Origin of the sequence: Thioclava sp. NG1, from assembly GCF_003122275.1 — a bacterium.
GTDB classification, from domain to species: domain Bacteria; phylum Pseudomonadota; class Alphaproteobacteria; order Rhodobacterales; family Rhodobacteraceae; genus Thioclava; species Thioclava nitratireducens.
This window is the reverse complement of record NZ_QFBB01000005.1, coordinates 1-19169: the sequence shown is the minus strand read 5'-3', so window position 1 is coordinate 19169 and position 19169 is coordinate 1. Positions and strand designations below refer to the sequence as shown.

The following is a 19169-nucleotide window of genomic DNA, read 5'->3' as shown; positions in this document are numbered from 1 at the left end:
CCGCGGTCGTCGTCTATCTGCTCTGGCAGGTCTCCTGGCTCGCGGCTCGAACGCCTCTCGGTCCGTCTTCCCGGCGCATCGCACCAGTGACATTCGGACATCAGGCTCGCCGCTTACAGTTGCGGGGGCAGCGCCGGAATTCCACCGGCTTCCCTCTTCGCCTGCGGAGTGACTCGCAGGAACCAAAGCAACATCATATTGGGATGCATGGTGTGGTGGTGTCAATATATAGATTGCCCTGGCGCGCGAAACTCTCGCGCGACAGGGCTGTGTCAAGGCTCAGGCCCCGTCGCCGAGCGCCCGGATATGCGCCGGAAGGCGGGCGTTCTGGCCATACATGAAGTGGTTCTCCATGCGCTCCGAGAAGCGGCTGGCCTCGGTCTCGCGACCCACGGCCTCGGCCATCTCGCGGATATGCATCGGGCTCGCCCCGCAGCACACGCCGAGATAATTCACCCCGATCGCCTGCGCCTCACGCGCGAAGGCGCCGATCTCGTAGCGGTTGCAAGCCAGCGGATCGAGCGCGGTCGGAAAGGTCCGGCCATGCGGCGAGGGGCAGGTGCAGCCGTTGTGATCGGAGAGGTTGAAGAAGGTGGGCTCCTCCTTCGTGGTCCGGTAGGGCACGGGCAGGGCGCCGACATGGCAGCTCACCGCCGCGCGCACCTTGCGCAGCCACGGCATCATCGTCTGCGGCCCGCGGAAGCAGTTCAGCCCGACGACATCGGCGCCCGCCTGTTCGAGCTGCTGGCAGGTCTCGACGATGCCGACCCCGTCCATCATCTCGTTGGCCGCCATCGGTGCCAGCGTCAGCACCACCGGCAGCCCCGACGCCTTCGCGGCCTCGAGCGCGCATAGCGCCTCGCTCGCGTAGTAAAAGGTCTCGCCGATGAGGATATCCGCGCCTTCCTCGACCGCCCAGCCGACCATCTCGTCGAACATCGCGCGCACCTCGGCCTGCCGCGCCGGATCGGCCGGGTCCCAGATATTCGTGTTCGAGATATTGCCCGCCATCAGGTTTCCGGTCTTGGCATTGGCGACCTCGCGGGCGATCTTCAGCGCCGCGCGGTTGAGCGGCTCCAGCAGGTCTTCCTTGCCGATCACGCGCATCTTCTCGCGGTGGCCGTTATAGGTGAAGGCCTCGACGATATCGCTGCCGGCGCGCTGGAAATCGACATGCAGATTGCGCAGCGCCTGCGGGTATTCGAGCGCCACCTCGGGCACGAATTCCCCGGCGGTCAGATAGCCGCGCCGTTCCAGTTCGAACAGAAAGCCCTCGGCGCAGATTACCGGGCGCGCGTCGAGCAGGCGGGTCAGTTTGTTGTCATTCATGGAGAGATCCTCTCAGTTCATCCATGACCATCGTTGGACAGAGCCGAGCCTCGCAGGGAACGAATGACGCTCCCTACTGCAATGGTCCTCGGTCGGGCCGCAGAGAGCGACCGCAAGACGAAAAGCGGGTCAGAGGCCGCGCCGGGCGCGTGCCCCGCCGCGCCGCACCGGCGGGGGCATCTCGATCGGCAAGGCGAAAGGCTGCGGGGTCAGCGACTCCAGCAACAGCTCGCAGAACACCTCCACCGCTGGTGAGATCAGGGAGTGCGGATAGGCCTGCATATGGGCGACGATCGCCGCCTTCGCATAGGGCATGTCGCCCGGCAGCGTGCCAAGCCATTCCATGTAGCCCAGCGTGCCCAGCTCACGCGCCCGCAGCGGCGAGATCGGCCCTATATCGAGTTGTAAGAGTGAAAGCGTTCGTTCCAAAAGCATCGCGCCCTCCGCGCAAAAGGGCGGGATTGGTCGCGGCACGGCGATATGCGAGGTCCGATCTGGTCCATCTCTCGACTCTCCGTCCCAGGGCACCCCGCCCGGGTTTAAGGTGACCGAGATGCGCTAAGCGCGCATCCGAGATGGCAGGTCTCCTGACTCGCGGGTCGTGGCTTCACCGGACCTTCCCAACCTTTGCAGGTCAGTGGCGTTTTCGGTGGCGCTCGCCGCTTACAGTTGCGGGGGCAGTCACGGAGTTGGGCCTCGCCCGCACCGTGTTCCCTTTTCAGCCGACCCTTTGGGGCCGGACACCATCCCGGATTTGATCGCAGGAAAATCTCACGCTGTCCAGAACGGATTGGGCGGCGGAGGGTACGCGGGCAGAGCCCCGTCCGAAAGGCCCCGCGTTGACAGAGATCAAGGCCCCGATGCGCGCCTCGGATAGAGTGCCCGCAAGTGCAAACAGGAGAGGCGAGCCCATGACGACGAAGAAAGAAGTCATTCCTTTCGATAGCTTACGCCGCGAAGATGTCGCGCTTGTGGGCGGCAAGAACTCTTCGCTCGGCGAGATGGTGCAGGAGTTGGGCGCCAAGGGTATTCAGGTCCCGCCGGGCTTCGCCACCACCGCCGACGCCTATCGGATGTTTCTTGAAGAGAACAAACTGACCGAGGCCATCGCGGGCTATCTTGCGGATTACGATGCGGACAAGATCAGCCTGCATGTCGCGGGGCAAAGCATTCGCGACACCATCGTGGCCGGGGACTGGCCCGCCTCGACCGAGGCGGCGATCCGGGAGGCGTATCGCGATCTGTCCAAGCGGGCAGGGGTGCCCGAGGTCTCCGTCGCCGTGCGCTCGAGCGCGACGGCCGAAGATCTTCCCGATGCCAGCTTCGCCGGTCAGCAGGAGACCTATCTCAACGTCTCGGGCGAGGAGGAGCTTCTGACCGCCTGCCGCAATTGCTATGCCTCGCTCTTCACCGACCGCGCGATCACCTATCGCAAGCTCAGAGGGTTCAATCACCTCGATGTCGCGCTCTCCGTGGGCGTTCAACAGATGGTACGCTCGGATATCGGCGGGTCGGGGGTGATGTTCTCGATCGACACCGAAACCGGCTTCGACAAGGTCGTGCTGATCAGCGCGGCCTGGGGCTTGGGCGAAAACGTCGTGCAAGGCGCGGTCACGCCGGACGAGTTTCAGGTCTACAAGCCGTTCCTCGGTAAGACGGGGATCAAACCGATCATCGAGAGGAAGCTCGGCGCGAAAGAGATCAAGATGATCTATGCCGGGCCGGACGCTCCGAACCCGGTGCGCAACGTGCCGACCTCGAAAGCCGAGCGCGGGAGGTTCGTCCTGTCGGATGACGAGGTGCTCGACCTCGCGCAGCAAGCGGCGACCATCGAAGCGCATTACGGGCAGCCGATGGACATGGAATGGGCCAAGGACGGCGTCACGGGCAAGCTTTACATCGTGCAGGCGCGCCCCGAGACGGTGCAGTCGCGAGTCTCCGCCGGGTCTTTGCGGCGTTACACGATCGGCGCGCACGGTCCGGTCGTCGTCAACGGTCTGTCGGTGGGCGAGCAGATCGCGACCGGGCGGGTCTGCCTGATCGAGGACGTCAAGGACATCGACGATTTCGTGGACGGCTCGATCCTTGTCACCTCGACGACGGACCCCGACTGGGTGCCGGTGATGAAACGGGCCTCGGCGATCATCACCGATCACGGAGGTAGAACCAGCCATGCCGCCATCGTCAGCCGCGAGTTGGGTGTTCCCGCCGTCGTCGGGTGTGGAGATGCGACCCATGTGCTGCATGACGAGCAGGAGGTGACCGTCTGCTGCGCCGAAGGAGACGAGGGTCTGGTCTATGACGGCTTTGCCGAGTTCACGGTCGAAGATCTGAACCTCGACGCGGTGCCGGAAACCAAGACCAAGGTCATGCTCAACCTCGCCAACCCGGCGATCGCGGCGCGCTGGTGGCGGCTGCCGATCGATGGTGTCGGTCTGGCGCGGATGGAATTCGTGATCTCGAACACGATCCGGGTCCACCCGATGGCGCTGCTGCATTTCTCCGACATTCAGGAGGCGGAAGTGCGGGAGGAAATCGAAACCCTCACTAGGGGATACGAGGACAAGTCCGAATATTTCGTCGATCAACTGGCGCTCGGCCTGTCCCGGATCGCCGCCGTGGCCTATCCGAACCCGATGATCCTGCGGCTGAGCGATTTCAAGACGAACGAATATGCCGACCTGCTTGGCGGGCGGCAGTTCGAGCCGGTGGAATCCAACCCGATGATCGGCTGGCGCGGGGCCTCGCGCTATTACGATCCGGCCTATGTCGACGGGTTCCGGCTGGAATGTCGGGCGATCCGCCGGCTGCGCGAAGAGGCAGGCTTCGACAATGTGCTGGTGATGGTTCCGTTCTGCCGGACGCCCGAGGAAGCCGACCGCGTGCTGGCGGTGATGGCCGAGGAAGGGCTGGTGCGCGGATCGAACGGGCTGCAGATCTACGTGATGTGCGAAGTGCCCTCGAACGTCATCCTCGCCGAAGCCTTCGCCGAGCGGTTTGACGGGTTCTCCATCGGGTCCAACGATCTGACGCAGCTGACCCTAGGGATCGATCGCGACAGCGACAGGCTCGCGACGCTCTTCGACGAACGCCATGCCGCGGTTCAGTGGATGATCCGGACGGTCATAGAGAAAGCGCATGGCGTGGGCGCGAAGGTCGGCCTCTGCGGTCAGGCGCCCTCGAACTACCCTGAATTCGCCCGCACCCTGGTGGAGTTCGGGATCGACTCGATCTCGGTGACACCGGACAGCTTCCTGAAGGTGAAAGGGCATGTCGCGGAGGCCGAAGGCAAAGGGTGACCGGACGCCCGCGGGCTGCACGCGTTAGAGGCGCAGCCCGGTCTCGGCGTCGAAGACCTTGGCCTTGCCCATATCGACCTCAAAGCTGAAGGGCGCGCCCGGAGGCAGGGCGTCCTCGGGCCGGACCCGGGCGATCACCTCGGTCTCGCCCAGGGCGAAGACGATCATCGTGTCCGGTCCGGTCGGCTCGACCAGATCCACCGGACGTTCGAAGACGAAACGGTCGGGGCCGGGCAGTTCGGTCCCAGCCATGAAGATCACCTCCGGCCGAAGCCCGAGGACGACCTTTTGCCCGTCGGGGGCGGTGATCCGCTCCGCGAGCTTTTGGGACAAGGGGAACCGAAGCGCTTCTGCCGCCCCCTCCGCCACTTCGACAGATACGCCTTCCGGCTCCCCGCGGCGCAGGACACCGGGCAGCATGTTCATCGGCGGCGAGCCCATGAAGCCTGCGACGAACAGGTCCACCGGATCGTCGTAGATCGCGCCGGGCTCGGCCACCTGACGGATATGGCCGTTATCCATCACCGCGATCCGTGTCGCCAGCGTCATCGCCTCGATCTGGTCGTGGGTGACATAGACGACGGTCTTGCCGAGCCGCTGGTGCAGCTTCTTGATCTCGGTGCGCATCTCGATCCGCAGTTTGGCGTCGAGGTTCGACAGGGGCTCGTCGAACAGAAACACTTCGGGCTTGCGCACGAGCGCGCGGCCCATTGCGACTCGCTGGCGCTGGCCGCCCGAAAGCTGGCCGGGCTTGCGGTCGAGATAGGGATGGATCTGCAGAAGCGTGCTGAACTCCTCGACGGCTTTGGTCTGATCGGCGCGCGGGACGTGGCGGGTCTGCATCCCGAAGGTGATGTTCTCGCGCACCGTCTTGGTCGGGTAGAGCGCATAGGACTGGAACACCATCGCGATGTCGCGGTCGCGCGGCGGGGTGTCGTCGACCCGTCGCCCCGCGATGTCGATATGGCCGTCGCTCAGCGTCTCGAGCCCGGCGATCAGGTTGAGCAGTGTCGACTTGCCGCAGCCCGAGGGCCCGACGAGGACAATGAACTCGCCCGCCTCGATCTCGAGGTCGATGCCCTTGATCACCTCGTTGGTCCCGAAGCGTTTGCGCACGCCCTGAAGGGAAATTCCCGCTGCCATCGCTACCCTTTCACCGCTCCGGCCGAGAGACCGCGCACGAACCACGCCCCAGCCAAGACATAGACCGCCAGCGTCGGCAGGGCCGCGATGATCGCCGCAGCCATGTCGACATTGTATTCCTTCACCCCCGTCGAGGTGTTCACCACGTTGTTGAGCGCCACCGTCACCGGGTTGCTGTCGCCGATCGTGAATGCGACGCCGAACAGGAAGTCGTTCCAGATCTGGGTGAACTGCCAGATCACGGTGACGACGATCGCGGGCAGCGACATCGGCAGCACGAGCCGGAAGAAAATTCCGAAGAAACCCGCCCCGTCGACCTTCGCCGCCTGAATGATGCCGTCCGAGACCCCGATGAAGAAGTTGCGGAAGAACAGCGTCGTGAAGGCGAGGCCATAGACCGTGTGCACGAGGATCAGCCCCGGGACCGTGCCCGCAAGCCCGAGCTGGCCCAGCACCCGCGCCATCGGCAGAAGGATCACCTGAAACGGAATGAAGGCGCCGAACAGCATCAGCGCGAAGATCGTATCGGCGCCGCGAAAGCGCCACTTGGTCAGCGCATAGCCGTTGAGCGCGCCCAGTATCGTCGAGATCGCCACCGCCGGGACGGTCATCATCACCGAGTTCCAGACATAGGGCGCAAGCCCGTTGCAACGCACACCCACGCAGGCGCTGTTCCACGCCTTCTCCCAGGCGCTGAAGTCAAGCGCCTGCGGCGGGCTGATGAGAGAGCCCTCCCTGATCTCGGCCAGCGATTTCAGCGAGGTCGATATCATCACCAGAAGCGGGATCAGGTAGTAGATGCAGAACAGCCCGAGCACCGCGAAGAGCAGCGCGCGCATCAGGCCGTGATGCAGCCCCTTGCGCCGGACGATCCCGCCTGTGCTGCGTGCGCTCATCCGGCTGTCTTCCTCAGTTCCGAGTAGAGATAGGGCACGATGATCGCGATGACCGTCATAAGCATCATCGTGGCACTCGCCGCCGCCACGCCCAGCTCGCTGCGCTGAAAGGCGAAGGAATACATGAAGGTGGCGGGCAAGTCGGTGGCATAGCCCGGCCCCCCGCCAGTCAGCGCGATCACCAGATCGAAGCTCTTGATCGCGAGATGGGCGAGGATGATGACGGTGGAGAGGAACACCGGTCGCAGCATCGGCAGCACGATCCCGGTATAAGTGCGCCAAGGGCCCGCGCCGTCGATCGCCGCCGCTTTCAGCACCTCGTCATCGACCGAGCGGAGCCCGGCCAGAAACAGCGCCATCGCATAGCCGGAGCTTTGCCAGACGGCCGCGATCACCACCGTGTAGATCGCGTAATGCGAGTTCACCAGCCAGTCGAATCTGAAGCTCTCGAACCCGGCCTGATGCATCAACCGCTCCAGGCCGAGGCCGGGGTTCAGCATCCATTTCCAGACCGTTCCGGTGACGATGAAACTCAGCGCCATCGGGTAGAGGTAGATCGTGCGGATCACCCCCTCGATGCGCACCTTCTGGTCGAGCAGGATCGCCAGAAGGATGCCGATCGCCATCGAGATCGAGATGAACAGGCCCGAAAAGACAAACAGGTTGCGGATCGCCACGTACCAGCGCGGCGTCTGCCAGAGACGGACATATTGGCTCACCCCGTCGAATTGGTAGTCGGGCATCACCCCCGAGCGGGTCAGCGAGATATAGGCCGTCCAGCCGATGAAGCCGTAGACGAAGAACAGGCTCGCCGCGAAAAGCGGAGAGACGACAATCGCGGGCAGGCGCCTTTCCAGCGCCCGCCCGAACCTTGCCATGGGGCCCGTCCTCCCGGACATTGCAGGCCCTAGTTTTCCTGCGCGCGCTTGACCGCGGCAGCGAGTTGCTTGACCGCGTCCTCGGAACTCATGTCGGAGTTGAAGAACGCCGTCACAAGATCGAGGAACTCGCCGCGCACCGAGCGGGGCACCGCCATCTCATGCGCCATCGACGGCACCAGCGTGTCGTTCTCGATCGCGGCCAGCAGGTCTTCGTGCGAGCGTTTGGCACAGGCGTCGAAATCATCGAGCGGCACATCCGTGCGCGCCGGGATCGACCCTTTCGCGAGATTGAAGACCTTCTGGAACTCGGGCGACATGATCAACCGCGCCAGCACTTTCTGGCCCTCGATGCGGTCTTCTCCCTCCACCTTGAAGAAGGTGAAGCTGTCCGAATTCAGCACGAAGCCCTTGCGCGGCGTGGGCCAGCACAGGAAATCCTTTTCCGGAACCTTGCCCGCCGCGAGGAATTCGCCCTTGGCCCAGTCGCCCATGATCTGGAAACCGGCCTCGCCGCGCATCACCATCGCGGTCGCGAGGTTCCAGTCGCGGCCCGAGAAGTTCGGATCGACATAGCCACGCAGCTTGCGCAGCTGATCGAAGGATTTGACCATCATGTCCGAGGTCAGGGCCTCCGGATCGAGCTCCACTAGCGCCTTGCGGTAGAAATCGGCCCCACCGATTCCCAACACCACGTCTTCGAACAGCGTCGCGTCCTGCCAAGGCTGACCGCCATGGGCGAGCGGCACGATACCCGCCGCCTGCAGCTTGTCGGCGGCTGCGTTGAACTCGTCCCAGGTCGTGGGCATGCCTTCGACGCCCGCTTTCTTCAGCGCCTCGGGGTTGGCCCAGATCCAGTCGACGCGGTGGATGTTGACCGGGGCTGCGACGTATTTGCCTTCGTATTTCATGATTTCGGCCAGCGCCGGCGGCAACACATCGTCCCAATTGCCCTCATCCGCCACGGACTGGACGTCGTTGAGCGCGCCTTGCTGGGCCCATTCCTGAATACCGGGCCCTTTGAGCTGCACAGCGGTCGGCGGGTTTCCGGCCACGACGCGCGCCCTCAGCGCCGTCATCGCGGCATCGCCGCCACCGCCCGCGATCGGCGAGTCGATCCATTCCCCGCCCTCGGCCTCGAAGGCTTTCTTCAGTTCTCCGACGGCCTTGGCCTCGCCCCCGGAAGTCCACCAGTGCAGAACCTCGACCGTGCCATCCGCCCGCGCGGCGCTGGCCGAGAGCGCGCCAGCGACACTCACCGCCGCCATCATGGCTTTACAAATATGCATGTTTTCCTCCTCCTCCCGGTCGCGCTTGCGGTGAAATTTCGCAGCCAGACCTGCGATCTAGGCTGGGGCGACATCGGTGAACCGTCATTGACCGGGATCAACGATCCGTGATCTGGGTGCGGACGGGGGAGCGTTCTGCGGCATTCCTACGCAAGGCGAGACGATTGCGTAGGCCGCGGAAAGGCTTACCATCGACGTGGGATCACCGAAGGCCCCCGGGAATGCAGGAAACCGACGCCGCACCAGCATTTGTCGAAACCGCCGAGGCGGTGCTGGCGCGTCTGTCCGTGCCGTTTCCGGACGGGCTGTCCGCCGAGGAGGCCGCCGCGCGCCTCGCGCGCCACGGCCCGAACGCCCTGCGCCGTCAGAAACCGCGCAGTGCGCTCAGCATCCTGCTGCATCAGTTCCAGGGGGTGATCGTCGCGCTTCTCGTTCTGGCGACGGTGTTCTCGCTGGTCATCAACGATATCGTCGAGGCGTTGGCGATACTCGTCGTGCTGCTCCTGAACGGCGCGATCGGGTTCTTCACCGAGCTGCGCGCGACCCGTTCCATGGAGGCGCTGTTCAGCGTCGCCGAGGTCCGTACCCGGGTGCGCCGGGACGGGATGCTGCGCGAAGTCGACGCCCACGATCTGGTGCCGGGCGATCTCGTGATGCTCGAGGCGGGCGACGTTGTGACCGCCGATCTGCGGCTGGTCGAAGCGTCGGGGCTTTATTGCGATGAATCCGTACTGACGGGCGAGTCTCTTCCGGTGCGCAAGATCACCGAAGCGTTGCCCTCCGACGTCGTGTTGGGGGATCGTTCCAATATGGCGTTCAAGGGCGCGGCCGTGACGCGGGGTGCGGGGATCGGCGTGGTGGTGCGCACCGGCATGGAGACCGAGATCGGCAAGATCAGCCAGCTCGCGATGGAGGCCAGCACGGAGCCCACACCGCTCGAACACCAATTGACGCGGCTCGGTCAGCGACTTGTCTGGCTGACGATCGTCCTCGCCGTCGCGATCATCGTCACGGGGCTGGCGCAGGGCCACCCGCTCACCGGTATGATCCAGACCGGGGTCGCGCTTGCCGTGGCCGCGATCCCCGAAGGTATTCCCGTCGTTGCCACGCTGTCGCTCGCGCGTGGGATGTGGCGGATGGTGCAGCGCAACGCCCTGATCAGCCGGTTGTCCTCGGTCGAGACGCTCGGGGCGACCACGCTGATCCTGACGGACAAGACGGGGACGCTGACCGAGAACCGGATGAGCGTGGTTCAGGTCTTGCTCGACGGGGGGAGCGTGAATCTGGACGGCCCGGATAGCGGAATCGCGGACGACCGTCTGCGCGCGGCGCTGCAGATCGGCATGCTGTGCAACAATGCCGAGCTGGGGGACGGCGAGGATGGCCGGATCGGGGATCCGACCGAGCTGGCGCTACTGAGTGCAGCGCGAAAGCTAGGGGTGTCCGAAGACGGAGCAGAGTCACGCCTGCTCCAGCATGCGTTCGAGACCGACAGCCTGATGATGGCGACGGTCCATGAACTTCCGCAGGGGGGTATGCTCTACGCGACAAAGGGCGCGCCCGAAGCGGTGATCGCTGCGTGCTCCGAGGTTCTGGGGCCGGAGGGTGCGCGTCCGCTGAGCGATGAGGACAAGGCAAGCTGGATCGCCCGCAACGCTGAAGCGGCGGGCGAGGGGTTGCGCGGGATAGGACTCGCTATGAAGCAGGCGGAGGGGACGGAGGAGGCCCCCTATGAAGGGCTGACGCTGGTCGGTATCGCCTGTCTCGCCGATCCCCTGCGCAAGGATGTCCCGCCCGCGATCGCGGCCTGCCAGAGCGCAGGGATACGGGTGATCATGCTGACAGGGGATCACGCCGAGACCGCCGCACGCATCGCCAGAGATGCCGGGATCAGTGAGGACGGTGTAATGGCGATCGAGGGGAGAGAGCTGACAGGTCTCGATCTTGAGAGCGCCAGCGATGACACGCTCGACCGCCTGCGCAAGGCCAGCGTCTTCGCCCGCGTGGCCCCGGCGACGAAACTGGAGCTTGTCAGTTTCTACCAGCGCGAGGGGGAGACCGTTGCGATGACGGGCGACGGGGTGAATGACGCACCGGCGCTGAAGAAGGCCGATATCGGCATTGCGATGGGACAACGCGGCACTCAAGTCGCCCGCGAGGCGGCGCATATGGTGCTCAAGGACGATGATTTCGCGACCATCGTCGAGGCGGTGCGACAGGGCAGGGTGATATTCGGCAATCTCCGAAAGTTCATCGTCTACCTGATGTCGTGCAATCTCTCGGAGATCCTCGTGGTGGGGATCGCCGTGGGGGTGGGGCTCCCCGCGCCGCTCCTGCCCCTGCAGATCCTGTTTCTCAATCTCGTCACCGATGTCTTCCCGGCGCTTGCGCTTGGGATGGGGCATGGCGACGGACACGAAATGAGCCGTCCGCCCCGCGACCGTGCGGAGCCGATCCTCGCGCGGCGTGAATGGGAACGCATCGTCATTCTTGGGGTCATTGTAACCCTCGCGACGATGCTGGCCTTCGGAGGGGCGCTCTACGGTTTACAGCTTGCCCCCGGGGCCGCCGTCACGGTGGCCTTCGTCACCCTCGCGCTGGGCCAGCTTTGGAACGTGTTCAACATGCGGGAGGGGGACACTCACGCCCTGCGCAACGATGTGACGCGCAACCCTTATGTCTGGGGCGCGCTCGTGCTGTGTCTCGTGCTGATCGCGGGGGCATTGTGGTTGCCGGGCTTGTCCGATGTGCTGCAGCTTCCGTCGCCCGGAATCGCGGGGCTGACGCTCGCCGGGGCGATGAGCCTGCTTCCGCCGCTGCTGGGGCATCTGGTCGTATCGCGCGCAACCCGCAGATAATTTCCGCTCCCGCGTTGAGCCACATCAATGAAACTGCCTCCTGTCTTCGCCTAGGGAAGATCATGGCCGTTCGTGACAGGGAGCGGTCTGTCGACTGGCATCACCTTGGGAGGAGGCGTGATGACTTGGGCGATCATCCAGAAGTCGGCCGCCGAACGCGCCGCCGCCACGCTCTCCGAGGAGGACCGCAAGGCGTTCACATGGGACACCGCGCGGGCGATGCTCGACGGGTTTCCCGATGGCGGATTAAACATCGCGCATGAGGCGGTGGATCGGCATGTCGCCGCGGGTCATGGGGATGACGAGGCGATCCTCTGGCTCGGCAAGGACGGCGAGCGGCAAAGCCTGAGCTATCGTGATCTCGCTGCCCGGACCGCGCGCTTCGCCAATGTTTTGACTGCGCACGGGCTGGAACCGGGCGACCGGCTCTTCGGTCTCGCCGGCCGGGTGCCCGATCTCTACGTCGCGGCGCTGGGCACGCTGAAGGCAGGGATGATCTTCTCGCCGCTGTTTTCCGCCTTCGGACCCGAGCCCCTGCGCACCCGGCTCGAGATCGGCGAGGCCAATGCGCTGATCACCACCGCCTCGATCTATCGCCGCAAGATCGCCGCGTGGCGGGACGAAATTCCCTCGCTCAAACTGGTGCTGATCATCGGCGACGAAGCGCCGGAGGGGTGCGTGGCGCTCGGCCCTGCGATGGCGGCGGCCTCGGAGACGTTCGAGACGGTTCATACGGCACCCGAAGATCCCGCGTTGATCCATTTCACCTCCGGCACCACGGGCCGCCCGAAAGGCGCGGTGCATGTGCATAATGCGGTGGTGATGCACGCCGCCGCAGGCCGCTACGCGCTCGAACTGACGCCGGGCACACGCTACTGGTGTACCGCCGATCCGGGCTGGGTGACGGGGACATCCTTCGGGATCATCTCGCCGCTGGTGAACCGGGTGCGGATGGTCGTTGATGAGGCCGATTTCGATCTCGACCGCTGGTACGGCATCCTCGAGCGCGAGCAGATCGAGGTCTGGTACACCGCGCCCACCGCGATCCGCATGATGATGCGCGCAGGGAAAGAGGTGGCCGCGCCTTACGATTTCTCAAAGCTGCGTTTCATGGCGTCGGTGGGCGAGCCGCTCAATCCCGAGGCCGTGGTCTGGGGCAACGAGGTCTTCGGTAAGCCCTTCCACGACAACTGGTGGCAGACCGAGACCGGCGGGATCATGATCGCCAATACCCGCGCGATGGATGTGCATCCGGGCTCGATGGGCAAGCCGCTGCCGGGGATCGCGGCGGGGATCGTGGAGCGTGTCGACGACGGCCTGCGCGACTGCAAGCCCGGCGAGATCGGCGAGTTGGCGTTGCGCCCCGGCTGGCCCTCGATGATGCGCGCCTATCTGCACGAAGAGGCGCGCTACGAGAAGTGTTTCGTGGGTGGCTGGTATCTCTCTGGCGATCTCGCGATGCGCGACGCGGAGGGATATTTCTGGTTCGTCGGTCGCGCCGATGATCTCATCAAATCCTCCGGTCACCTGATCGGCCCCTTCGAGGTCGAAAGCGCGTTGATCGAGCATCCGGCAGTGGCCGAGGCTGCCGTGATCGGCCTGCCCGACGAGACCGCAGGCGAGGTCGTGAAGGCCTATGTCGCGCTCAATCCGGGGTTCGAGCCGTCCGAAGATCTCGAACGCGACATCCGTGGTCTCGCGCGCAAGAAGCTCGGCGCGGCGGTCGCCCCGCGCGAGGTGGTGTTCCGCAAGACCCTGCCGAAGACCCGTTCGGGCAAGATCATGCGCCGTCTGTTGAAAGCGCGCGAGCTGGGCCTGCCGGAAGGCGATATTTCGACGCTGGAGAGTGACGAGACATGACTGCCGACAAACCGCACCTGACCCATGACCACATCCGCGAATTGCTCACGGCGATGATCCGTGTGCGCCATTTCGAGGATAAATGCGCCGAGCTCTACACGCAGGAAAAGATCCGCGGCTTCCTGCACCTCTACGATGGCGAGGAGGCGGTGGCCTCGGGCGTGATCCCGCGGCTTGGCCCCGATGATCGCGTGGTGGCGACCTATCGCGAGCACGGTCATGCGCTGGTTCGTGGCGTGCCGATGGAGCGCGTGATGGCAGAGATGTATGGCAAGGCCACCGGCGCCTCGGGCGGGCGGGGCGGCTCGATGCATATCTTCGACGCCGAACGGAATTTCTATGGCGGCAACGCGATCGTGGGGGGCGGGCTGCCGCTGGCCGTGGGGCTCGCGCTGCGCGACCGGATGATGGGTGCGCCCAATGTCACCGCCTGCTTCTTCGGCGAAGGGGCTGTGGCCGAGGGCGAGTTCCACGAGTCGATGAACCTCGCGCAGCTCTGGTCGCTGCCGGTGTTGTTCGTGTGCGAGAATAACGGCTACGCGATGGGTTCGGCCTTGGCGCGAACCGAGGCCGTGACCGACATCCGGCGCAAGGCGGCGGCTTATGGGTTCGCGACCGAGCAGGTGGACGGGATGGATGTGGTCGCGGTCGAGGCCGCCACCCGCCGCGCGCTCGCCGCGATCCGCGAGACTGGCAAACCCTATTTCCTCGAATGTCTGACCTATCGGTTCCGCGCGCATTCGATGTTCGACGCCCAGCTCTATCGCGACAAGGACGAGGTGGCCGCGTGGCGCGAGAAGGGACCGATCGTGCGGTTCCAGTCCTGGCTCTACGAGAGCGGACTGATGCATCCCGAAGAGGTCGCGCAGATCGAGGCGGGGGTGGAGGACGAGATCGCCGCCGCCGTCGCCTATGCCGAGGGGAGCGAGTGGGAGCCGCTCGAGACGCTCACCCGCCATGTCATGGCCGAGGAACGCCCCGCGCCGCCCGCGCCGCCCGCGCCGCCCGAACCCAGCGCCGAGACCGTCGAGATGACCTATCGCGAGGCGGTCAAGCAGGCCATCCGCGACGCAATGATCCGCGACGAGCGGGTCTTTCTGATGGGCGAGGATGTGGGCGCATATGGCGGTTGCTATGCGGTCTCGAAAGGGTTGATGGACGAATTCGGCGAGGACCGCATCCGCGACACGCCGCTGTCGGAGTCCGGCTTCACCGGGGCCGGGATCGGTGCGGCGGCGGCAGGGATGCGGCCCATCGTCGAGGTGATGACGGTGAATTTCTCGTTGCTCGCGCTCGACCAGATCATGAACACCGCCGCCACGATCCGGCATATGTCGGGCGGGCAGTTCGGCGCACCCGTGGTGATCCGTCTTGCGACCGGCGCGGGCAAGCAACTGGCGGCGCAGCATTCCCATTCGCTCGAAGGATGGTACGCGCATATTCCGGGGCTGCGGGTTCTCGCGCCCGCCACGCTGGAGGACGCGCGCGGGATGCTCTGGACTGCGATCGAGGATCCCGATCCGGTGCTGATCTTCGAGAATGTCATGCTCTACAACATGACCGGGCAGATCGCCGCGAATGCGGGGCCGGTCGACATCGACAAGGCCGCGATCCGGCGCGAGGGCAAGGATATCAGCCTGATCACCTATGGCGGATCGCTGTGGAAGACGCTCGAGGCCGCCGAGGCGCTGGCGGGCGAGGGATCGAGGCGGAGGTGATCGACCTGCGCTGCCTGCGCCCGCTCGATGATGAGACGATCATGGCCTCGCTCGCGCGCACGCGCCGCGCGGTGATCGTGGACGAAGGCTGGCGGTCCGGTTCGCTCTCCGCCGAGATCGCGGCCCGGATCGGCGAGCAGGCCTTCTGGCACCTAGATGCGCCGGTGGGGCGGGTTTGCTCCGCCGAGGTGCCGATACCCTATCCCAAACATCTCGAGGACGCCGCCATTCCGCAGGTGCCCGCTATCGTCGCCGCCGTGAAGACGACGCTCGGGAAAGGGTGACGCGATGGCCGTTTTCAAGATGCCCTCGCTCGGCGCGGATATGGAGGCGGGCAAGCTGGTCGAATGGCTGGTGAAGCCCGGCGATACGGTCAAGCACGGCGATATCGTCGCGGTGGTCGAGACCCAGAAGGGTGCGATCGAGATCGAGGTCTTCGAGGACGGTGTGGTCGAAAAGCTGGTGGCAGAGCTTGGGCAAGACCTGCCGGTTGGCGCGCCGCTTGCCGTTATCAAAGCGCCCGGGGAGGCGTCGGCGGAGACCTCTGAGGCCGCGCCGCCAGTTGCGCCGCAGTCGCCTGCCGAACCGGTCGAACCGGAGGCAAGGATGGAGCCGCCCAGTGCGCCGCCTCCCGCCACCCCATCAGGGATCGCCGCCTCTCCTGCCGCAAAGGCACGCGCCGCAGAATTGGGGGTCGCGCTGGAGAGCCTGACCGGCAGCGGGCCGGGGGGCGCGATCGTGCTCGCCGATGTCGAGACGACGAGACCCGCCGCGACGCCGAGCCCGGCAGAAGATCGCGGCGCATATATCGCCGAGATGCGCAAGGCGATCGCCGCCGCGATGGCCCGGTCCAAGCGCGAGATCCCGCATTACTACGTCACCCACACGGTCGATCTCAGCGCCGCGAGCGATTGGCTGAGCGCCGCCAATGCGAACCGCCCGCCCGAAGAACGCATCCTGATGGGCGCGCTTCTGATGAAGGCGATGGCACTGGCGGCTCGCGAGGAAAAGGCGGTGAACGGGCATTTCGGGGAGGACGGGTTCACGCCCTCCCCGGCGGTTCATCTCGGCCTCGCAATCGCGCTTCGGGGCGGCGGGCTCGTGGCCCCAGCAATCCTCGATGCCGACAAGAAAAACCTTCAGGATTTGATGGAGGCGATGCGCGACCTCACGATGCGCGCTCGCGCCGGGCGGCTCAAAAGCTCGGAGATGAGCATGGCGACGCTGACCTTCTCGGCGCTTGGCGAGAGCGGGGTCGAGGCGATGGCCGGAATCATCGTGCCGCCGCAGGTCGCCATCGTCACTGCCGGCGCGCCCGGCCCGCAAGCATTGGTGCGAGACGGCAAGGTGGTTGCCGCCCAGGCCGTGACGCTGACCCTCGCCGCGGATCACCGCGTGAGCGACGGGCGGCTGGGCTCGAAATTCCTGACCGCGATCGACGCGAAGCTGCAAACGCCGGAGGAGCTATGACCGAAGATGAAATCCGCAGAGCCTATATCGAGGAGCTCGTGCGCGTCGCTCCCGATCTCGATCCCGCCGAAATCGCGGGGTCCGATCATCTTCAGGACGATCTTGAACTCGACTCGATGGATATTCTGAATTTGGTGATTGCGCTCGATAAACGCTTCGGCGTCGAGATTGCCGAAGCCGAGTATCCCCAGATCGCCACCCCGGATCTTGCCGCGGGGTTTCTCGCGTCGCGGATGTGAGAGGGAGGGGCGCAGCCGTATCTGGCGGAGCTGCTTTATCGGAAGTCCTGCGGGGGGCTGGATAGGGCTGCAAGCAGTCCGGCACCCCCCGCAAGAAGCCTCAGAGCCGCTGCAGCGGGATGCGCAGGCTGATCGAAAGCACATGCGCGTCGTTCTCGAAGGTCAATGGAGCGACCGGCGATTCACCTTCGGTCAGCGGCGTGCTGCCGCCCTTCGCGGTCCCGAAGCTGTAATAGCGATAGGACATCTCGAGGATCGCCGGATGCTTGCCGGGAGCCGTCAGTTGGTAGGCCATGCCGATTCCGAGCGAATAGGCGAAATCGCCGTGGGTGTCGCCCGAGAAGGTCCGGTCTACGGAGGACACCTCTGGGTTCGTTGTGTTCGTCCGCGTCCAGTCGCTGACCTTGTTGTTGGCGTAACCAAGCCCCGCCACGACGAAGGGATGCAGACGGGAATTGACGCCCATCTGCTCGAACGGGGAATAGTAGAGATTACCCATCACCGCGCTGGTCGAAACCGAAGCCGAAGTGATGTCGGCATGCTCGCCGCTGGTCGTGTGCGGACCGGTCGTCGTGGCCGAGCCAGTCGTGAGGACGCTGACATCACCGCGGAAGCCGTTCATCCAGTCATAGCCGAAGGCGATCTCTCCGAAGCCACTCGTATCGTTGCTCAGGTTGAAATCGATCCGCGGATCTTTCGGATATCCGGGCGGGAGCCAGTGCTCGTCGGAGGGTCGGGTGTTTGCGCCCCCGAGCCCGAAGCGTACGTAAGGTCCGTAAGTGACGCTTGCCGTGCCCACCTTGAAGAAGTTGGCCGAGTCTTGTGCCGTAGCAGCCGCCGGGGCCGCAAAGCTGAAGACAAGGGCGCAGGCCGCAGCCAGCTTCGTTGAAAATTCCATCTCGATGCCTCTCTGTCCGTCTTTAGTCATTCGCCGGGTCGGATATCCCCATGTCGCGGGATAATGATCTCCGAACCGTGCAAGCAGAAGTGAAATTCTCTGCCCACGCTTTACGCTAGGGCAGAGTGTTGCCTAGGTTCCATAGAGTCTCAGCCGTCATGCCCGGCGAGAACCGCGATCCGCACCGCTTCGGCTTGCGCGGCGAGGCTGGTCGCTGCCGCGCCCGTCACCGGCTGGCCGAGAATGGTCGTTACCGCCGTCACCGTGGCGGCCGTGATCGGCACGGTCTTGTCCGAGGCCGTGCCCAGGAAAATCGCCTCCAGCGTCGCGGTGTTGTTCGTCACCCCGAGACTCGAGAGCGCCGAGCTGCCATCCAGCGTGTCCTTGAGAAGGGCGAGGTTTTGCAGTGGCGAGTCGATGAAGGAGACGTTGTCCCAGTTCAGCGAAAGCTGGTCGATCGCCTGATTGAGCGGCAGGTTGTAGAACGAAACCATGGTCGGCGAAATCGTCGCCAGGGCTTCCTCATAGGCGCGCTGAAGCACGTGATCGGGTGAACGCGCCACGTTCAGCCGCCCGAGCTCGACCTCCGGAATGCCTTCGCTGGACCAGACGGGCTTGGTGCCGCGCGTGCCCGACGGGGTGCCGGCTTGCGGACCCTTGCCCTCGGAATCGGGGCCGGGGCCGCCCTGACCCTGCCCGGAAGAGCCGCTGGCGCCGCCATGGCCGCCGCTCTCCTCATGCGTGCCGTCGTCCTCGTGGCCGCCGCTACCATGGCCAGCCTCGCCGGTCTTGCCCTTCTGCTGGCCGCCATCCGTGTGATCGCCATCGGTATGCGAGCCGCTGTCCTGCGCAAGAGCGCTCGGCACGGACAGATGGAATGTTCCGAAGGTCGGGCCGGGCTGCACGGTAAGGCCCAGCCCCGCGATGAGCGCGATGCCGGCTACGGTCGTTGCGCGTTTTGCAGTCTTGCGTGTCATGACTGCCTCCTTGTTATGTTGGAAAGGGGTCTGTCGACCCGGACCCCGCGCCGACGGGCGGGTCCGGGCTATTGCGTTTCGGATGCGATCAGCCGTGCCCGGCGAGGATCGCGATGCGAACGGCCTCGGCATCTGCAGCGAGGGATGCCGCCGCGGTACCCGTCACCGGAACCCCGAGGATCTGCGTCACCGCGATTACCGTATCGGTCGAGATCGGGACATTCTTGTCCGACGCCGCGCCGAGGAAGATCGCTGCGAGCGTGTCGGCATCATTCGAGACGCCGGAACTCGAGAGCGGCGTCGAGCCGTCGAGCG

At 65.1% G+C, this 19169-nt stretch carries 16 protein-coding genes and 2 riboswitches; of the genes, 7 read left to right on the top strand and 9 right to left on the bottom strand.

Annotation, left to right across the window (positions count from 1 at the left end; translation table 11 throughout):
* Window positions 1-7: 7 nt before the first annotated feature.
* Window positions 8-202: riboswitch (cobalamin riboswitch) on the bottom strand.
* 77 nt (window positions 203-279) lie between these two features.
* Window positions 280-1329: a homocysteine S-methyltransferase family protein gene (locus tag DEM26_RS10725; protein WP_109172377.1), complete on the bottom strand. Its 1050-nt coding sequence runs from the start codon at window positions 1327-1329 to the stop codon at window positions 280-282.
* 129 nt (window positions 1330-1458) lie between these two features.
* A complete protein-coding gene (locus tag DEM26_RS10720) occupies window positions 1459-1764 on the bottom strand; it encodes a hypothetical protein (protein WP_075774686.1) in 306 nt (101 codons plus the stop codon).
* A gap of 125 nt (window positions 1765-1889) precedes the next feature.
* Window positions 1890-2092, bottom strand: a riboswitch (cobalamin riboswitch).
* A gap of 148 nt (window positions 2093-2240) precedes the next feature.
* Here DEM26_RS10720 and ppsA point away from each other — a divergent pair.
* A complete protein-coding gene (ppsA, locus tag DEM26_RS10715) occupies window positions 2241-4628 on the top strand; it encodes a phosphoenolpyruvate synthase (protein WP_109172376.1) in 2388 nt (795 codons plus the stop codon).
* Between the two features lie 24 nt (window positions 4629-4652).
* On the opposite strand, the gene DEM26_RS10710 is transcribed toward ppsA, so the two are convergent.
* The 4 genes from DEM26_RS10710 to DEM26_RS10695 are packed head-to-tail and all read right to left on the bottom strand — an operon-like array spanning window position 4653 to window position 8834.
* On the bottom strand, window positions 4653-5771 hold the full coding sequence (locus DEM26_RS10710) for an ABC transporter ATP-binding protein (protein ID WP_088721663.1): 1119 nt from the start codon (window positions 5769-5771) through the stop codon (window positions 4653-4655).
* Between the two features lie 2 nt (window positions 5772-5773).
* The gene (locus DEM26_RS10705) at window positions 5774-6667 is read right to left on the bottom strand and encodes a carbohydrate ABC transporter permease (protein ID WP_088718764.1); all 894 of its coding nucleotides are present in this window, start codon (window positions 6665-6667) and stop codon (window positions 5774-5776) included.
* Entirely contained in the window at window positions 6664-7545 is an 882-nt protein-coding gene (locus DEM26_RS10700; protein ID WP_109172375.1) for a carbohydrate ABC transporter permease, read from the bottom strand. The genes DEM26_RS10705 and DEM26_RS10700 overlap by 4 nt, the downstream gene beginning before the upstream one ends.
* Before the next feature lie 29 nt (window positions 7546-7574).
* Complete coding sequence (locus DEM26_RS10695; protein ID WP_109172374.1) at window positions 7575-8834, bottom strand: ABC transporter substrate-binding protein; 1260 nt, start codon at window positions 8832-8834, stop codon at window positions 7575-7577.
* Window positions 8835-9055: 221 nt separating this feature from the next.
* Here DEM26_RS10695 and DEM26_RS10690 point away from each other — a divergent pair, with 221 nt between their 5' ends.
* The 6 genes from DEM26_RS10690 (at window position 9056) to DEM26_RS10665 (ending at window position 16979) form a co-directional block, all read left to right on the top strand.
* Window positions 9056-11692: a cation-translocating P-type ATPase gene (locus tag DEM26_RS10690; protein ID WP_109172373.1), complete on the top strand. Its 2637-nt coding sequence runs from the start codon at window positions 9056-9058 to the stop codon at window positions 11690-11692.
* Window positions 11693-11812: 120 nt separating this feature from the next.
* Window positions 11813-13552, top strand: coding sequence for an acetate--CoA ligase (gene acsA / locus DEM26_RS10685; RefSeq protein WP_109172372.1), 1740 nt, complete (start codon window positions 11813-11815; stop codon window positions 13550-13552).
* Window positions 13549-15270, top strand: a complete 1722-nt coding sequence (gene pdhA / locus DEM26_RS20565; RefSeq protein WP_233243079.1) for a pyruvate dehydrogenase (acetyl-transferring) E1 component subunit alpha — start codon at window positions 13549-13551, stop codon at window positions 15268-15270. Before acsA ends, pdhA begins: the two co-directional genes overlap by 4 nt.
* On the top strand, window positions 15267-15554 hold the full coding sequence (locus tag DEM26_RS20665; RefSeq protein ID WP_233243078.1) for a transketolase C-terminal domain-containing protein: 288 nt from the start codon (window positions 15267-15269) through the stop codon (window positions 15552-15554). Before pdhA ends, DEM26_RS20665 begins: the two co-directional genes overlap by 4 nt.
* Window positions 15555-15558: 4 nt before the next feature.
* Window positions 15559-16740 carry a dihydrolipoamide acetyltransferase family protein gene (locus DEM26_RS10670; protein WP_109172371.1) on the top strand — a complete coding sequence of 394 codons (1182 nt, stop codon included), beginning with the start codon at window positions 15559-15561 and terminating at the stop codon, window positions 16738-16740.
* Window positions 16737-16979, top strand: a complete 243-nt coding sequence (locus tag DEM26_RS10665; protein ID WP_075774695.1) for an acyl carrier protein — start codon at window positions 16737-16739, stop codon at window positions 16977-16979. The genes DEM26_RS10670 and DEM26_RS10665 overlap by 4 nt, the downstream gene beginning before the upstream one ends.
* 100 nt (window positions 16980-17079) lie before the next feature.
* On the opposite strand, the gene DEM26_RS10660 is transcribed toward DEM26_RS10665, so the two are convergent.
* From DEM26_RS10660 to DEM26_RS20380, 3 genes are all read right to left on the bottom strand, one after another.
* A complete protein-coding gene (locus tag DEM26_RS10660) occupies window positions 17080-17877 on the bottom strand; it encodes an outer membrane protein (protein WP_158275113.1) in 798 nt (265 codons plus the stop codon).
* Between the two features lie 149 nt (window positions 17878-18026).
* The gene (locus DEM26_RS10655) at window positions 18027-18854 is read right to left on the bottom strand and encodes a hypothetical protein (protein ID WP_109172369.1); all 828 of its coding nucleotides are present in this window, start codon (window positions 18852-18854) and stop codon (window positions 18027-18029) included.
* 88 nt (window positions 18855-18942) lie between these two features.
* Window positions 18943-19169 (bottom strand): hypothetical protein (locus tag DEM26_RS20380; RefSeq protein WP_199224659.1); only part of this gene is annotated, 227 nt, incomplete at its 5' end.

Bases quoted from the DNA above. Each gene is read 5' to 3' on its own strand.
- DEM26_RS10700 (WP_109172375.1), bottom strand. From the start codon at position 7,545: ATGGCAAGGTTCGGGCGGGCGCTGGAAAGGCGCCTGCCCGCGATTGTC.
- DEM26_RS10660 (WP_158275113.1), bottom strand. From the start codon at position 17,877: ATGGAATTTTCAACGAAGCTGGCTGCGGCCTGCGCCCTTGTCTTCAGC.
- ppsA (WP_109172376.1), top strand. From the start codon at position 2,241: ATGACGACGAAGAAAGAAGTCATTCCTTTCGATAGCTTACGCCGCGAA.
- DEM26_RS10655 (WP_109172369.1), bottom strand. From the start codon at position 18,854: ATGACACGCAAGACTGCAAAACGCGCAACGACCGTAGCCGGCATCGCG.
- DEM26_RS10695 (WP_109172374.1), bottom strand. From the start codon at position 8,834: ATGCATATTTGTAAAGCCATGATGGCGGCGGTGAGTGTCGCTGGCGCG.
- DEM26_RS10725 (WP_109172377.1), bottom strand. From the start codon at position 1,329: ATGAATGACAACAAACTGACCCGCCTGCTCGACGCGCGCCCGGTAATC.
- pdhA (WP_233243079.1), top strand. From the start codon at position 13,549: ATGACTGCCGACAAACCGCACCTGACCCATGACCACATCCGCGAATTG.
- DEM26_RS10665 (WP_075774695.1), top strand. From the start codon at position 16,737: ATGACCGAAGATGAAATCCGCAGAGCCTATATCGAGGAGCTCGTGCGC.
- acsA (WP_109172372.1), top strand. From the start codon at position 11,813: ATGACTTGGGCGATCATCCAGAAGTCGGCCGCCGAACGCGCCGCCGCC.
- DEM26_RS10710 (WP_088721663.1), bottom strand. From the start codon at position 5,771: ATGGCAGCGGGAATTTCCCTTCAGGGCGTGCGCAAACGCTTCGGGACC.
- DEM26_RS10690 (WP_109172373.1), top strand. From the start codon at position 9,056: ATGCAGGAAACCGACGCCGCACCAGCATTTGTCGAAACCGCCGAGGCG.
- DEM26_RS10670 (WP_109172371.1), top strand. From the start codon at position 15,559: ATGGCCGTTTTCAAGATGCCCTCGCTCGGCGCGGATATGGAGGCGGGC.
- DEM26_RS10705 (WP_088718764.1), bottom strand. From the start codon at position 6,667: ATGAGCGCACGCAGCACAGGCGGGATCGTCCGGCGCAAGGGGCTGCAT.
- DEM26_RS10720 (WP_075774686.1), bottom strand. From the start codon at position 1,764: ATGCTTTTGGAACGAACGCTTTCACTCTTACAACTCGATATAGGGCCG.